12 protein-coding genes are annotated in these 15,738 nt (G+C 56.6%); 2 read left to right on the top strand and 10 right to left on the bottom strand.

The features are described 5' to 3' along the window. The first annotated feature begins 1,030 nt into the window (after positions 1-1,030). A complete protein-coding gene (locus tag QA639_RS33990; protein WP_283088230.1) occupies positions 1,031-2,005 on the top strand; it encodes a GFA family protein in 975 nt (324 codons plus the stop codon). Next, positions 2,002-2,667, top strand: coding sequence for a 2OG-Fe(II) oxygenase (locus tag QA639_RS33985; RefSeq protein WP_283088229.1), 666 nt, complete (start codon positions 2,002-2,004; stop codon positions 2,665-2,667). The genes QA639_RS33990 and QA639_RS33985 overlap by 4 nt, the downstream gene beginning before the upstream one ends. Positions 2,668-2,873: 206 nt before the next feature. On the opposite strand, the gene QA639_RS33980 is transcribed toward QA639_RS33985, so the two are convergent. The 10 genes from QA639_RS33980 to QA639_RS33935 form a co-directional block, all read right to left on the bottom strand. Then, the gene (locus tag QA639_RS33980) at positions 2,874-4,190 is read right to left on the bottom strand and encodes a preATP grasp domain-containing protein (RefSeq protein ID WP_283088228.1); all 1,317 of its coding nucleotides are present in this window, start codon (positions 4,188-4,190) and stop codon (positions 2,874-2,876) included. A 169-nt stretch (positions 4,191-4,359) separates the two neighbouring features. Then, positions 4,360-5,895, bottom strand: a complete 1,536-nt coding sequence (locus QA639_RS33975) for a class I adenylate-forming enzyme family protein (RefSeq protein ID WP_283088227.1) — start codon at positions 5,893-5,895, stop codon at positions 4,360-4,362. Between the two features lie 180 nt (positions 5,896-6,075). Continuing rightward, entirely contained in the window at positions 6,076-6,345 is a 270-nt protein-coding gene (locus QA639_RS33970; protein ID WP_283088226.1) for a hypothetical protein, read from the bottom strand. Between the two features lie 1,175 nt (positions 6,346-7,520). Next, the gene (locus tag QA639_RS33965; RefSeq protein ID WP_283090662.1) at positions 7,521-7,976 is read right to left on the bottom strand and encodes a flavin reductase family protein; all 456 of its coding nucleotides are present in this window, start codon (positions 7,974-7,976) and stop codon (positions 7,521-7,523) included. 465 nt (positions 7,977-8,441) lie between these two features. Next, the gene (locus QA639_RS33960) at positions 8,442-8,771 is read right to left on the bottom strand and encodes a hypothetical protein (protein ID WP_283088225.1); all 330 of its coding nucleotides are present in this window, start codon (positions 8,769-8,771) and stop codon (positions 8,442-8,444) included. 246 nt (positions 8,772-9,017) lie between these two features. After that, a complete protein-coding gene (gene trpC, locus QA639_RS33955) occupies positions 9,018-9,833 on the bottom strand; it encodes an indole-3-glycerol phosphate synthase TrpC (protein WP_283088224.1) in 816 nt (271 codons plus the stop codon). A gap of 3 nt (positions 9,834-9,836) precedes the next feature. Continuing rightward, positions 9,837-10,862, bottom strand: a complete 1,026-nt coding sequence (gene trpD, locus QA639_RS33950) for an anthranilate phosphoribosyltransferase (RefSeq protein ID WP_283088223.1) — start codon at positions 10,860-10,862, stop codon at positions 9,837-9,839. Positions 10,863-11,644: 782 nt separating this feature from the next. Continuing rightward, a complete protein-coding gene (locus QA639_RS33945; protein WP_283088222.1) occupies positions 11,645-13,252 on the bottom strand; it encodes an acyl-CoA carboxylase subunit beta in 1,608 nt (535 codons plus the stop codon). 4 nt (positions 13,253-13,256) lie between these two features. Beyond that, positions 13,257-13,757: an acyl-CoA carboxylase biotin carboxyl carrier protein subunit gene (locus tag QA639_RS33940; protein WP_283088221.1), complete on the bottom strand. Its 501-nt coding sequence runs from the start codon at positions 13,755-13,757 to the stop codon at positions 13,257-13,259. Between the two features lies 1 nt (position 13,758). Next, complete coding sequence (locus QA639_RS33935; RefSeq protein WP_283088220.1) at positions 13,759-15,228, bottom strand: acetyl-CoA carboxylase biotin carboxylase subunit; 1,470 nt, start codon at positions 15,226-15,228, stop codon at positions 13,759-13,761. Positions 15,229-15,738 lie beyond the last annotated feature (510 nt).

Raw genomic sequence — 15,738 nt, 5'->3', positions numbered from 1 at the left:
GAGCGGAGCATAAGCTGATCTTCATTATAGGCCGATGCGCCATCAGACCAACCCTCATGGCTAAGCGGGCCACGAAGAAAGAATGCCAACAGTCGTTGCGATCGTTGTTCGGTTTCTAGCATTGCACAATCCTGTCAGGCGCAAAACGCCTGGCGTATCGGTCGGCCGCAAGTTCTCGGCGTAGACTTAAGGAGCAAAGGGCAACGCTGGCACGGCGGTTGCTAAGTGCATGGAGCCACCCGGAGCGGGGATGAGTGTACGCAGGCTTGCAAGATGAGCGATGCTCTCCTTTCCTTGAATCCGTGCCGCAACACGCGCAACTGCTTTCAAGTCGATGAGGAAAAGATACACGTCGTCACTCAGACAATCCGCGACGGGCGGCATCGGAGCAGACTATCTTGGAGATTATGCCAGCGGTGATGGCTACCCTGATCTGGAGCAAGCCGCAGTCTGGCAAGGAAGCTCGAACTAGCGATGGTGGACATGCCTGCTCAGTGCAGACTGCCGGTGAAGGTGGTCGTGTTCAACAATGGAGCATTGCACTTCATCGAACTCGAGCAAAAGTCTTCTCGTTTCTCACTTTACAAAGCCGTCATCGACGATCGAATGGACGGAATCGTTATATCATTGGCGCTGATACAAGACGAAACGGAAGCCACGCTTGCAGACATTCAGCGCTGGCGGGGCTGTTGGGAAAACGTTAGCGCATGTCAGTTCGCTACTATTAGCTCCTTTCGTCCAACGAACGTTCTCCCAGCATAGCCGGTGTTAAATGACTTCCTCCCATGTTTCTCGTTTTAAACTGCATAAGCGTTCAGAGAGACCGGTCGACCAGTACTTGGGTGACCGAGTCCGGGTTGCGTTTGGCCCGCATCCCTTCGCTGCGGAGATCTCAAAAGATAAGTTAGTCAAGCTATTACCTGAATATTTCGCGATGTCACAAGCATTCCCGTACTTGCTAGCGGGATCGCAAAAAGAGTTCATATTTGACGCAATTCAGCAGAATCGAGGCCTTCCGCGGGACGTCGAGATGACCAGTGTGGTCGCGAATTTCATCTGCTGGGATGAGACGGGAGGCCATAGTCGGATTCTTGAAGGCGGCAACGCTGCGCTACCGCATATTCTGGACACAGAAAACGTTCACTCAAAGCTGTTTAGAAGAGATGCGTCGCGGCTACTTGGTCGAGCAATACAGCCAAACTACAGCACCACAACCAAAAGGTACCTGCGCACGCTGTATCATGGTTTGGCGTCGAGGGATCCCATAGCGCGTTGCGCTCATATGGTCGCGTTCGAGCTACATGCTGCAGAAATGATCCAGTCGCTATGGACGACCTTAGTCAATGCCTTTGACGTGCGGCCCGAGGATCTCGATTATTTCCGGATCCATGTGGGTGGCTACGATCCCGCAGAGAAATATCATGCAGAGATGACGAGCAGGCTCGTTAGCGAACTGGTCCCGGCCGACGACAATGATCGTTTCTTGGATGTATTCGATCGTGCTTATAGCGTCAGCTTGGAGTGGTGCCGCGATCTGATCGGAATTCGTCAACTTGACGGAGATAGTCGTCCGCAGATCCTGCACCGTGGCCGCTGTCATTGTGGATCTGTCAAGTTTAGCGTCAGAGCGCCAGAAAAGATCTCCGCGGTGAAGTGCAATTGTTCAATCTGCCGAATGTCCGGATTCTTGCACATGCTCGTTCCTGGCGACAACCTGAGCATAGAGTGCGGTGAAGAAATCCTCACTACGTACCGGTTCAACAAGAATATCGCTCAGCACACATTTTGTCGGGTTTGTGGTGTAAAGCCATTTTATCGGCCGCGATCAAATCCTTCAGGATTCAGCGTAAATGTTCAATGCCTAGATGGAACGACCATTGAAAGCGTAAGCGTAGAGGTTTTCGACGGCGAAGAGTGGGAACAGGCGATCTGCCGGATGCCAGGAGCATTAGGCAGCTCCCTGAAGTATGAGGTTTCGAATGAACCTGAAAGGCCTCCACAATGAGTGATAAATCTGGTCTGCTTTCAGAAGAGGTCCTCGCCAAATACCGCGTAGAGCTGAGAGATAAAGGTACGGTCCTGGTTGCCCCAGGAACGCTGTTCACCCAAAATGACTTGGCGGAGATCGATCGGCTGCAGTTAGACATTCCGGAAGCGGAGGTCCGGAAGGGAGATGCTGGCGATTCCCACAGGGTCTTTGTAAAACGACTGCGCGAAGATCGCCCCGGCCGTTGTCCTAGCAACGTGAATGGTACAGCTTCAGCGCAGATCGTCGAATTGCTCGAAAGGAATGACCGGGCCTTCGCGCTTAGAAACATCTTCGGAGCGTCGTCAGACTACATCATTCGCCGATGCCAAATGCATCGCATGCCGCCTGGGTCTTTTGTTGGCGTCCATTTGGATGCTGAGAGCGACCCTGACTTCGAGTATTCGGTGATCGTTCAGCTCGCCGAAGGTTTCGAGGGCGGTGAATTTGTGGTATATCCAACAGAGCGCGACGCCCAAGTATTTCGTCCCCTGTTGGGGACCGTAGTTATCACTACATGCAGGTTCCGCCATGAAGTAAAGCCGGTGCACGCCGGGGAGCGCCGGTCACTGGTCTATTTTTGTTCGAAGCGCGGTGGTGCGAACCGCCGCATCATCAAGAACTCCGCCCATGACGGTTGAGCTTGGCGGCCGGCGCGCCGCAGCTGTGCATAGCTTGATCGTACCGTGTCTAAAATAGATGGCGTAGATCCGTAAGCTTGGCTGGCCTCTGCGCATCACTGCTCACCCAGCAGTCGCAAGCACCGGATTTCAAGCGCGCTGGTTGGGCATGGGGGAGGACCGCTCGAGACAATTGAAGGACTTAAAACAGCGCGCAATGATTCCGATCAGGTCATCCTCAGCAGCCGATGTTCCAAATCGCGGCACGCCAGCCTGCTTCGCGCTATCACGATACACTCTACCGTGCCTGCCTCTTGGTCCGCGGCAAGCGGAATCACCCCTTCCTTCCGTGTGCTGTCGAATAGACATCCATCATTGGCGAAATGATCAACGGCTGTTTGGAGGGAGTTTGATCGAACGTTTCGCACAGACGAAATCACGTAAGAATCGGAATAATCGGGGCCAAGCAGTCGGGCAGCAATGCTATGTAACACCGAGCCTCCGCCCCATCGGCCGTTTGCTTCATTAAACAGCAACCGCCCGTCGGTTGTGAAGATGGCGTCGATGTTGATCATTCCGCGATATCCCAAGATTCGCGCAAGCTCTACAAATCGATTGGCATGCGCCCGAGCGGTCGAGCATTGCTCATTGCTCAGATCGCTTGGAAGCTCGAGTCCAGTCCACACAAGAGCCCTTTCGGATCTATCTTTGCTTTGACGCAGACGTATGCTCCCAGTATTGACGTACGCAATTGAGCCGCTTGCCTCGATTTCGAACTCAAGGTAAAATATAGAGCGAGCCAAGTGATACGATTCGACGACCGCTGTCCTGCAGGACGGAGTTGTCATCTCTGTCCAAATTGTGTTCGGATCAAACGACGGCCAAAGGACTTGCCGGGTTTCTCTTGCCCCCGGTAATGGATCGCTTTCGGTGCCGGTTAGTATGACATTTCCAAGCCCGCCGGCCCCATTATCTAGCTTTACAATCACGCTTCCGGTCTCACACCTCAGGGAGGTGACCGCTCTGAAAAGCTCGTCTGGGCTTGTTATTGCGCAACCACTGGGTACCGGAAGTGAGGCGCTTGCTGCCAATTGACGGAAGTGGCTCTTGCGATTCAATAGATCAGGCCCCCGCTGCAGAGTGAAGTCGTCCCCGTTTTGAAGTATGCCGAGCGCTGCGGCCAAGCGCGCAACACCTTCGGAAGGGTAGCAAGCAGATATTCTCCAAGGTGTGGTCCGACGAATGTGGCGGTTGATTCGTTCGACGATGGGATCGGACTGCAGGGTGGAATCGCTAAGGATCGACGCTTCGCCCGCGCTTTCGGGCACAAGCACCGACAGGGTCGAAACATCGAAGTTGAGCGTCGCGCCAACCAAGGATAGCAGTTCCGTTGGGATAGCTATGGGGGAGACTATTAGGTCGTCCTCTTGTGCAAACCAAACGGAACGCAAAGCCGACTTGGCGGCAAGCGAAAGCTGAGTTTTTGTCAGGTCCGCGCCCGACATTTGCGCGGTACCGGCATTCATAATCAGGATCCGTGGCATCAACAATCTCCGGAGCGTTTGGCGCTAATGGACACAGCCCAATGCTCCGTCACGAGAAGCTCGCAGCAGCGCCCTCGCGTAAAGGAGCTGGCAAGTGTTTGAACTCTTGAGACGTAAGGTCACCTTGCGGTTGGCAATTGAAGTCTTGCCAGGCGACGTTCCGCGGTATTTAAGTGCGGTGTTCCTGCCGACTCGATCGAGTATCGAGCTCCTTCAGCATGAAATGCTGGACCTTACCTAACGCCGTTCGCGGGAGCTTTTCCGTGAAGATAATTTCGCGCGGCGTCTTAAAGCGGGCGAGCTGCGATTGGACATGCGCTGTCAGTGCGTCCGCTTCGATACGAGCTCCCGGCCGCCTGACCACAAAAGCGATAGGCACTTCACCCCAGCGCTGATCGGGCCGACCAATGACGGCACATTCGAAGACATCGGGATGTTCGATCAGCACACGCTCGATTTCCGCCACGTAGATATTTTCTCCGCCAGAAATGATCAGATTCTTCTTCCGATCAAGGACTGAGAAATACCCATCGGCATCGCGGTGGCCGATATCACCGGTACGATACCAGTCGTTGTGAAACGCCTCGCGCGTTGCCTGTTCATTGCCCCAATATCCGCAGAAGACGCTAGGGCCGCGCACTGCGATCTCGCCTGGGGTGCCTGGCTGCAAGGCATTGCCTGCTTCGTCAATGATCGTCGCCTCACAGCATAGACCCTGTAAGCCGGTCGACCCGCTACGCGCAAGGTCGCCGCCGAGTTTCGTATACACTGCAATGGGGCAAGTCTCTGTCGAGCCGTAAACCTGCAGAACTGGCACCCCGCGTACGACAAAGCGTTCGATAAGGTGTTGCGGCACCATTGCTGAACCAGTGCAAATGGCCTTCACAGAGGATAAATCCGTCATCGGCCAGCGAGGATGGTTGGTTAGTGCTTGCATCGTGGCGGGTACCAAAACGACCAGCGTAGGCCGGTCGCGCTCAACCGCGGCAAGCGTCGCCTCTGGCGTAAAGCGTGAGTGAATGGTTACCGTCGCGCCGTGATGCAACGCAGGCGTGGTCTGAATATTCAGCCCGCCAACGTGAAACAAAGGCAAAACTGTCAAGACATGATCGGCCGAGCTGAGGTCATGCATGTGCTGACTCATCACTCCATTCCAGAGCAACGCTTCCTGACGCAGCACGGCCCCTTTCGGTCGCCCTGTAGTCCCAGACGTATAGACAAGCAGCAAAGGGCAGGGCAGGTCTGCCCCGGGATTGCGGCCGTCGCCGCAGCCTCGCTCCAGCAGCCTGTCCCACTTGCTCCCGCTGGAAGGCGCAAAATCCAGGCCGACAACGAGCGTGTCGGGCAGTTGCTCCTTCAAAGCTGGCAGGAGTGCCGCGAAGACGTGTTCAAGCACGAGCACCTTGGCGCCGGCGTCGGACAGGATGAAGAGCTGCTCGCCGACCGCAAGTCGCCAGTTCAGCGGCACGAGGATTGCGCCCAGCCGTGCGCAAGCATAAAGCAGGGCCAGATAGTCAGGGCAGTTCTGGCTTAGGATCGCGACGCGGTCACCTTTGTCGATGCCGAGTTCGCTTTGCAGGGCGCGGGCGATATATTCAATCCTTTGATTGAAGGCGGCATAGCTTAAAGTCTGGCCATCGAAACGGATCGCAGGTTTGTCGGGAGCGAACGCTGCGTTACGCTCAATCAGTGTGCAGAGATTCACCTCAGTTCTTCTCCGTCGTTGAGATCTCCGCAATAAGTCTGCCTCGAGGCGTCAGCTCGCTGCGCCCATGAATTTCATCGCGAGATCCCAATCGCGAGCGCTTGCGTCGAGAGTCTCTCAGGCGCGCACGATCGTCAGGCGGTCTCAGTGGAAAGGTGGAGCTTTTGACGATGTTGCTTGTCATGGACCTTGCCTCGATGGATCTCTCTTGAGAATTGAAAGTCTCGGCACCTGGTTCACGGCCGAGTTTTGCTCGGCATTGTTTGCATGCATCTGCCAGTGGTGATACTCGCACCACGACGATTGTTTCTTGCCCGGTCGTCGAATGACCGGTTCGCCGCACATATAGGCGGCTCGGAGATCTCCATCTTTGAATCCGACAACGGCTCGGCATTGTCCCTCGGTGTGGTCGGTCAATAGAACCTTCTTGGTGCCATCGGGTTTTTTCACCGTGCCGCTCCGAGATGCCCGGCAATCTCTTCCAATGTCACACCAGTCATTTCGGGCGACACTTACAACCCAAGCCCGTTGAGAAGGCCGGCGATTGAATTGATCCTCGTGCATTTGAGAGATACTGGCGCTATATCAGCACCGCCCGCCAGCTGTGACGAACAGAACGAAAAGGCTCGTTCGCCGAACCGACTTGGGGACGTGTTCCAGCCAGCCAAAAAGCTCGGCTTCGAGCGCGCAAAGCTCTGGAAGCGCGCGGGAGAGTAAGATGGATTTTGACGACGCCCGTCATCAGTAGGCAGGATTGAAGTGAACTCTTGCGTGATTCTGAGACGTTGAGACATTCGCAATCCTTACCTCGGCCTGTCCCGAGACTGATGACACCTCCCTGAAACCGTACAACTTAACGTTACGTCCGATTCAAGCCCTTTGGCTCCGCATTGTGAATATGTCCGAAGCTCCGGCTTATTGACTGAACGCAGCCCCGGCGTCTGGCACGAATTGGAAGCCCGGCATTTGCGTGGGCGCTGATGAGCAAGGCGACTAGGCCAAGGCGGCAACGAGCAAGGCTTCTTTTCACGAACTTGCGACCTTAGAAGATTACGTTCGCCGCACGAAAGTGGAAAGATCCACCAACCTACCAATTGTGGTGGGTTGGCTGTGAGCGCTGAGTTTGGTCTTCTCGCAAAAAACTGTCGCTGGCTATCGACATTATTCGGCGCTGCCGAGCTAAGGGGTATCGAGGCTAATGCTGAGTCCACAACGTGGACAATCGGTCGGCTGGAACGACCCCGATCAGGGGCCGCTTGCAGTAAGCGCGAATGGGATTGGGCGTCGGGGTCAATCCAGCCGTGTTCCCAGGCGCTTGCAACCATCTGGGCGTACGCCGATCTCAGGTCTCATAGTTCTTGGGGCCACCGGGCAACATGGCCACTAGATCAAACAGCCGACCAATGCATTGTCTTAGTCAACGAGCGTGATCTCTCTCAGAGCTAGAATGTCACGGCAAACCGGATCTTTCAATACAACCTCGAAGTTGCAAGAATACAGACGAATCGTCAACTTGAGCCCCGCTTGTAGCGAATACTTCTATCCCCTTTGCGCGGCTCCTCGTTGGGCCTTCGAATTAGCTCGGCCGATGTTTGGTCCCGATAGAAAGTACACAGAGGCTGCGTTCAATCATGCGATAGGGTTCGAAGCGCACCTTGCAAGTTGATCAATGGTTCGCCATGACCGGGAAGGGTCGCGACAACCCGGCCAATAAAGATGCTATGCGTGCTAATTGTCTTGTGATCGTACAAAATGCACTCGAGCGTGCACATTGCGCCCTGCAAAAGTGGCACATCGATAACGCCCTGATTCCACTGCGCCGTATCGAAGCGATGGGCACCTTTAGCAGCATCAAGGCCGCCAAATCGTAGCGCCAGGTCCTCCTGATCGCCCCGGAGAAGGCTCACTCCAAAACGTCTGTTGGCGAGTATCGCGTCATGAGTCTCGGATCTGGAATTGATGGCGGCCAGCAAGCAGGGCGGGTCAATGCACATTGAGGTCACAGAACTTACCGTTAGCCCTCGTCGGCAGACGGTTTTTCCGGTCGTCACAATGGCGACGCCACTCGCCAGGTTTCGCATGGCCTGACGGAACTCGCTCGCTTGGATGGATGGAATGTCCCACATGGGGAACGGAAACTGAGAGCTCATAACCTGCCTATAGAGTTGAGTACGCGGTTTCCAGTGCATCGCTATGCGCACCCTTGGTTGCTTTAATCTGGCGTCTCGTGCTTGTTGTTCGAGGTGACCATGGCCAGAGTGCAGCTGGGCACGACTATCCCGTGTGTCGGTAGCGAAGATGAACCTAGAAGGCCGGGAACGGCTCGTCGCATGGCGCCGAACTGCACTCGACAACCGCAGTCTCAAGGACCAGACCAGTTCGGCTGATTGCAGCGAAACTCTAGTGGTAAGATGCTTTGAGAAGCCGAGGTCGCGATCGGTGCCTGGTTGCTCTGAACGACGTCGGTAGGCGCTGGGATGCCGACTGACGTCGAGTCCCGTAGCAGTGGGATTCCGCATTCTCACTGTTGTGAAGCATCAGCACCTCTATTGAGTTCTGACAACGTTGAGAACGCGCTTTTTAGCAGCGATAAGATGGTGATCGAGCGTTGCGTGCAGCACACCGCGCAGCTCTGCCGGGATCGATGCGTCTGTGTCGATCAGTTCTCGAAACTTCCGCACAATGTATTCGATCTGTGCGATTAAATCGAAGGCGGCCGTCATTGGCGGGGGCGTCATTGATTGTCTCCTTGGCCGCGCGGCGCGCACGATGCTGAGAATCTTGATCTCGCCAACAGCGTGTTGGTTGTTCGGTGAGAGCGTCGCACCTGATATTGCGAGCTGGTAGTGGTCCGTCGTCAGTAGAGCCTCGCCCAATGCGCCAAGCTCGTCGCTGCATCCCGCCTTCGGCGGTGCGATGACGCATGTAGCAATTCCATCTTCCGCGCCCGTCTACTGGAGCGCGCAGCTGGAATGACAGCCCGTGGCGTTTCAGAGCTGGCTTAACTCGGTGCCATGAACTGACAAGTTCTGAGTTGCTTATCGAACTACCGCGACGCCTTGATGCCGTTTGCGATGAGAATTCGAAGCGAATTCGGCCTCCTTGAGTGGCTTTTCCGGTCATTAGTGCAATCCGGTCCCCATCGCCGTTCCGCGCAGCAGCCGCTGGCTCGCCGCGGTCACATCGGCTTGTCTCATTAGGCTCTCGCCGATGAGGAAGGTCGATATGCCAACGCGCGAAAGCCTGACGAGATCGTTTGGCCCGAGAATGCCGCTTTCGCCGACAATCAGACGATCCTTCGGAATCAGGGGAGCTAGTGCCTCGCTGGTTGCGAGCGTGGTCTCGAATGTGCGCAAATTGCGGTTGTTGATGCCGATCATCGGTGAGCGGAGGGTGAGGGCACGCTGGAGTTCCGCACCGTCATGGACTTCGACCAGCACGTCCATGCCATGGGCCAGGGCGGCAGCCTCGATCTCGCGGGCAGCCCCGTCATCTAGCGCGGCCATGATGATCAGGATGCAGTCAGCGCCATGGGCGCGCGCCTCGACAACCTGGTAGGTATCGAACATAAAATCCTTCCGCAGCACCGGAAGGCTGGTCTGCGCGCGCGCCGCCACCATGAAGTCGAGATGTCCCTGGAAGGACGGTGTGTCCGTCAAAACCGAGAGGCAGGCCGCGCCTCCCGCCTCATAGGCGCTCGCAAGCGAGGGCACATCGAAGTCGGCGCGAATGCAGCCCTTGGACGGGGAGGCTCTCTTAATCTCAGCAATCAGAGCGTACTCACGCGCGGCGTGTTTAGCACGAATCGCGCTGACGAAGCCGCGCGGAGGCGGCGCAAGACACGCGAGTGCCTCGACGTCCGGCAGCGGCAACGCACGCTTAGCAGCCGCAATTTCCTCGCGCTTGTAGGCTTCGATCTTGGTCAGAGTGTCAGACATAGGTCAGCTCGGCAGTCGAGCGTTGGAGACTGCGATTAGGTGCGCCAATCGCGCCGCCGCGGCACCGCTATCGAGCGATTTCTGCCCAAGCATGACGCCATCTTTCAATGTCGAGGCTCGGCCAGCCACAATTAATGCCGCGGCCGCATTCACAAGCGCGACATCGCGGTAGGGGCCTGGCGCGCCGTCAAGCACGCTTCGCAGTGCCACTGCATTGGCGTCGGCATTGCCGCCCTTCAGCGCCCCGGGGTCGCAACGAGCCAGTCCAGCTTCTTCCGGGGTCACTTCGAACGTACGGATCGTACCCGCCTCAAGTGCGGCAACGAAGGTATTCCCCGTGAGGGTGATCTCGTCGAGGCCGTCCGAGCCATGCACGACCCACGCCGATTCGGCATCAAGGTTCTTCAACACCTGCGCCAAGGGCTGCACCCATTGGGGTGAAAACACTCCGACGATCTGCCGCTTGACTCCGGCGGGATTGGAGAGCGGTCCGATTAGATTGAAGATGGTGCGAGCGCCAAGTGCGGTTCGGATCCGGCCGACGCGCTGCATCGCCGGATGATGAGTTGGCGCAAACATGAAACCGATGCCGGCTTCGTGCACACAGCGACCAACGTCTTCAGGGGCGAGGTCAATATTCACGCCGAGGCAGGCCAAGACGTCCGCGGCGCCTGATCGTGAGGATACCGCGCGGTTGCCGTGCTTGGCGACGGGGACGCCTGCGCCGGCAACAATGAAGGATGCGCACGTCGATACGTTGACCGAGCATGAGGCGTCGCCGCCCGTGCCGACAATGTCTACAGGGTCGGATGGCGCACTCACTCGCAGCATTTTGCTCCGCATCGCGGAAGCTGCGCCGGTGACTTCTTCTACCGTTTCGCCACGCACCCGCATCGCCATCAACAGCCCGCCGATCTGCGAGGGCGTCGCCTGACCCGACATCATGCTGTCGAAGGCAATAGCGGTTTCCTCACGGGTCAACGTGGCGCCGGTAGCAACTTTGCTAATGATCGATCTAAGGACGTCCATCGCGCGCTATAGTGCTCCTTTTCGTTGACAATCTCAGCCGAGGTGGTGCGGATAGGAGAGATCGACGGCCGATATCCCATACATTCAGCTCTACGACTGCCGATGACCTTGCATCATGAGTCGCTCCGACCAGTGTCAAAATCTCCTTCTCGTCCCGGGTTCGAATACATGCGGTAACTTGATCACGTCTTCAGCCATATTCTTCTCAACCTCAGCGGGACTTCGTGGACTCGCCTCCGCCTTGTTCTGATCCTCAGCGGATCGCCTTGCCGGACCGCAGGCTCGCCATGAAATGCCAAGATCCTCGGCTCGGCCATCGAGCCGAACGGGCGTCATCCATATCGGCATTGCCAACGGAGCCACCGTCCCCTGGCGTAGCAGCCCCCGCTGTGAGCTCTTGGCTTGATCCTAGGTTTGCTTTGCAAGCCTACAACTTGACGTTACGTAAGATTCAAGCCCCCATTCCACTCGGGTCCGACAAGCGTGATCCATTCGCTCCAATCCAATTCAGGCGGGGCGATGCAATACCAACTCATCGCGTTGCGAGAAACCGATGCTGGACCAACTGTGAAATCTGATCCGGCTAAGAGAAGTTGAAAACAATTCAACATGAGGAGAACGCCGGCCCAAATGGCATAAGCCGCGTCTACAAAGTTGGCGGCACGTTGCGTCAGATTCGGTGCTGAGGTTTCGAGCAGCATCGTCCAAGTGCATGGCAGAACTTGTCATCAGTTATCTCTGGTTCCAAGGGAGCGGAGGACGGATCCATGTGACGTCTGCTCCTACATTCGGAATACGCCGTAATGCGGGGCTGCGATCGGAGCGTTTAGTGATACACTCAGCGCGATTGCGAGGGCGCTTCTGGTGTCGACCGGATCAAGAATGCCGTCGTCCCAGATTTCGGAAGTAGCATAGTAAGCGCTGGATCGCTCCCGATACTCCTCGAGAATCGGCTCGCGTATGGTTGCCAATTCCATGTCGGACAAGCGGCCGCCTTCGCGGGCCAATTGTCTTGCCTTGACGTGAGTGAGCACGCCGGCAGCTTGCTCGGCGCCCATCGCTGAAATCGTAGACTGCGGCCAGCTGAAGACAAAGCGAGGATCAAAAGCGCGTCCCGCCATAGCGTAAGTTCCTGCGCCATGAGAGCCGTTGCAAACGACGGTGAACTTGGGCACCGATGCACTGGATACGGCCATGATCAACTTGGCGCCATGCTTGGTGATGCCTTGCCGCTCGTATTCGCGACCCACCATGAATCCTGTGACGTTCTGCAGGAAGAGAAGGGGCGTCCGGTTCTTGTCGCACAATTGGATAAAATGAGCGCCTTTAAGGGCACTATCGCCGAACAGCACACCATTGTTCGCAAGAATCCCGACTTGGTATCCATAAAGCCGCGCAAAGCCGCACACCAGAGAGGTGCCATAGCGATGTTGGTATTCGTGGAAGCGACTGCCATCGACAAGGCGGGCGATGATCTCTCGCATATCAAACTGCACTCGGGTGTCTTTGGGAATGATACCGTACAGCTGAGATTCATCGTAGGCTGGCGGCTCCGGAGCGGCTTGGTCGATCCAGGTCTTCTCAGGACGATGGAAACGCGCGACGATATCTCGGGCGATTGCAATCGCATGCATCTCGGAGCTTGCGAAATAATCGCTCGTGCCTGATACGGCGGTATGCATATTGGCGCCGCCAAGCTCCTCGACCGACACATTCTCGCCGGTGGCGGCCTTTACGACCGGTGGACCGCCAAGAAAAATCGCTCCTGTGCCTTCGACAACTATGTTGTACTCGCTAAGTGCAGGCACGTAGGCGCCGCCAGCCGTGCAATGGCCCATGGCAATTGCGACTTGCGGAACTCCCATCTTGGAAAGAACGGATTGATTGCGGAGAATTCGACCCGCGTAGTAACGATCCGCGAAGAACTCCGCTTGCAAAGGGAGGAAGCCACCCGCACAATCACACAGATGAACGACCGGCAGACGGTTCTCGATCGCTATGTCCAGCGCTCGCACGATCTTCTTGACAGAGAGCGGATACCATGCGCCGCTTTTTACACTAGCGTCATCTGCGTGAACAATCACCTCGCGCCCCGCGACGATGCCGATGCCGACGACCTGCGCTGCGCCAGGCACCTCGCCGTCGTAGGCCTTGTTAGCGGCCAAGGTCGAAAGCTCGAGGAACGGGGTCTGTGGGTCGAGCAAGGCCTCAATCCGGTCCCGGACAAATAGCTTGTTTTGACGCCGCAATCGCTCCAGCTCTCGCTCGGCTCGGTGGAATCGAACAGCACGCTGTCGATTCTTCAAATCGGCCGCAAGCCGCTTGTTGTGCAGCTCGTTGTGACGGAAATCCTGCGAGTTGACGTCGACCACTGAAGCGATTCGCAGCATGTCATCATCCTTCCTTCGAAAGCGTGACCAGCGCGACGTCTCGCTCGAAGCTCTCGCCTTCATTGAAGTGAATTCGGTCGACCACGCCGTCCTGCGGAGAGCGTATAATGGTCTCCAGCTTCATGCTCTCGATCATCATAAGCGCCATGCCGGCGGTGACTGGTTGGCCGGGTGAGACCCTGGTCGTGACGACCACACCCGGCATGGGTGCGCGGGCCACGAGGGAGCTTGCTTCTTGACTTGCGGAAGCCAACGTTTGCAACGGATCGCGGTAGCGCAACGTGCGTGTCCTGCCACGGATATGCACGTGAATCATGTCGCCGTCGATGACGAACCTGACCGGCTCGCTCTCGCCGGCAATAGTCAAGATGCCGCTACTATTGCTGTGATGGGCGAACGCGACCGGAGCAATCACTTGATCGCGCAAGTGAAGACGGTAGCCCTGCTGGGACGCTGAAAGCCATACCTGATGATCTACACCATCAAGCTCGAAGGAATGATACACGTCAATTCCTCCAGTTACCCAGCACCGCGTGAAGCGGGGGCACGGCGTCGGCCGATTCGCGAACTGGCCTCGTCAGTAGAGCGGCTGAAGCGAGAAACGCGGATAAGCCAAAAGAAAAATTGTCCGTTGCGATGTGCGGATTGTCCTCAAGATATCCGCTATGGATCTCTCCTCTGAGGAATGCCTCGTCGGCAAGTATACGTGCGAGAAGGTTTGCATTTGTCTGGCAGCCGAGGAGAATCGTCTCCCGGATTGCGCGATGCGCCTTCTGCGCCGCCTCTATCCGTGTCGGCGCGTGCGCGATGATCTTGGCGAGCATGGGATCGAACGCTGTCGTAATTCTCTGGCCTTGCAAGATGCCGCCGTCGATCCGTACTCCATCGGGGTACTCGAGAAGTAGGACTTTGCCCGTGGTCGGAGCGTATCCACGTTCGGGAGCTTCCGCGTACAGTCTGATCTCGATTGCATGCCCATTCGACACGATATCTGACTGCGTATATCCGAGCGCTCGGCCGGCGGCGGCATAGACCTGTTCGGCAACAAGATCGATACCAGTAATCATCTCGGTCACGGGATGCTCGACCTGTAAGCGAGCATTCATCTCAAGAAAATAGAACTCTCCGGCGCTGAAGATGAATTCAACAGTACCGGCATTCTGATAATTGGCGGCACGGGCGATGCCAACGGCAGTCTCGCAGATCCGTTTACGCAATTGGGGTGACAGTGCTGGCGAGGGCGTCTCCTCAATGATCTTCTGGAAGCGGCGTTGCACTGAGCACTCCCGCTCAAAGAGGTGGACGACGTTTCCAAAGGAGTCGCCGAGCACCTGCACCTCGATATGGCGTGGCTTTTCAATATAACGTTCGACGTAAACGCGGCTATCCCCAAAATGCCGCTGGCCTTCACGGCGTGCTTGCTCAATCGCGTCTTCCAGATAATCAAGGTCGCGCACAATCCGCATGCCCTTGCCCCCACCGCCCCCTGATGGTTTCACAAGCAGGGGGGTACCAATAGCCCGCGCCCTAACAACAAACTCCTCAGGGTCATCTTCGTCGACCGCCGATGGAGCGACCGGAAAGCCGTTGGACTGAACGAACTTTCGGGCCCGGATCTTATCGCCCATCAGTTCTATTGTTTCGGGTGCCGGCCCGATGAATGTAATGCCGGCTTTCGTTGCAGCCCTGGCAAACTCCGCATTCTCGGAGAGAAATCCGTAACCCGGATGCAGCGCGCCAGCGCGAGCCTTCCGCGCGGCAGCTATCATTTGCGCGATGTCCAGATAGGCCGCGACGGGTGAATGACCGCCGATCTCAATTGCGGTATCCGCCATGGAGATGGCAGGAGTGTGTGCATCCACCTCGTGGTAGATAACTGCAGAACGAAGCCCCAGCTTGCGCAGTGTCTTGACGATTCGTACGGCAATCTCGCCCCTGTTGGCGACTAAAACAGTATCAAAGGGTAGTGTGTACATCTGCTTCTGTCCGAACGACACCTGAAGAAGGCGTTCCGTAAGTGGCTATCGGTTTCGCACGCCGACTGCCTCCGTTAGCTCAGCTGCTGGTATTCGAGATCCGGCATCTCCGCTCTGCGGTTCGGGCCGGGGAATAGGCCCAGCCCTTACCGCTTAAGGAGCAGGTGGTTATCCTATTTCAAATCGGCTTTGCCTTTGTCACTATCTCGGACTGATATTACGTACCGACATTGCTTACTCAAGCTCGCCTGCTTGGCCCTGAGGCAGGCGGTGATCGCGGCCCGGTCGGGTATGTGGCCGCTACACAGGCGAAATACGTCGTCTATGCAGGCCTCCTTTTCCTCGGTTGTAGGAGCTTGGTCGCGCGCAAGCGTCCACTCGGGACATAGAACTATCGTCGCAACAACGAAAACAGTTGCTAGTTGGCGGACCTTGAACAGCGAAGAAGACCAAAGTGCTCGTTGCGTTTGATTCATAATGTCCTCTGTGCGTTCTGTTATGCGGTGTTGT

It is taken from the genome of Bradyrhizobium pachyrhizi, assembly GCF_029714545.1.
GTDB lineage: Bacteria > Pseudomonadota > Alphaproteobacteria > Rhizobiales > Xanthobacteraceae > Bradyrhizobium > Bradyrhizobium pachyrhizi.
Note: the sequence above shows the minus strand (reverse complement) of the source record. Positions and strands in the feature narration are given on the sequence as shown.

Bases quoted from the DNA above. Each gene is read 5' to 3' on its own strand.
- QA639_RS33990 (WP_283088230.1), top strand. From the start codon at position 1,031: ATGACCAGTGTGGTCGCGAATTTCATCTGCTGGGATGAGACGGGAGGC.
- QA639_RS33985 (WP_283088229.1), top strand. From the start codon at position 2,002: ATGAGTGATAAATCTGGTCTGCTTTCAGAAGAGGTCCTCGCCAAATAC.
- QA639_RS33980 (WP_283088228.1), bottom strand. From the start codon at position 4,190: ATGCCACGGATCCTGATTATGAATGCCGGTACCGCGCAAATGTCGGGC.
- QA639_RS33965 (WP_283090662.1), bottom strand. From the start codon at position 7,976: ATGCGAAACCTGGCGAGTGGCGTCGCCATTGTGACGACCGGAAAAACC.
- trpC (WP_283088224.1), bottom strand. From the start codon at position 9,833: ATGTCTGACACTCTGACCAAGATCGAAGCCTACAAGCGCGAGGAAATT.
- trpD (WP_283088223.1), bottom strand. From the start codon at position 10,862: ATGGACGTCCTTAGATCGATCATTAGCAAAGTTGCTACCGGCGCCACG.
- QA639_RS33945 (WP_283088222.1), bottom strand. From the start codon at position 13,252: ATGCTGCGAATCGCTTCAGTGGTCGACGTCAACTCGCAGGATTTCCGT.
- QA639_RS33935 (WP_283088220.1), bottom strand. From the start codon at position 15,228: ATGTACACACTACCCTTTGATACTGTTTTAGTCGCCAACAGGGGCGAG.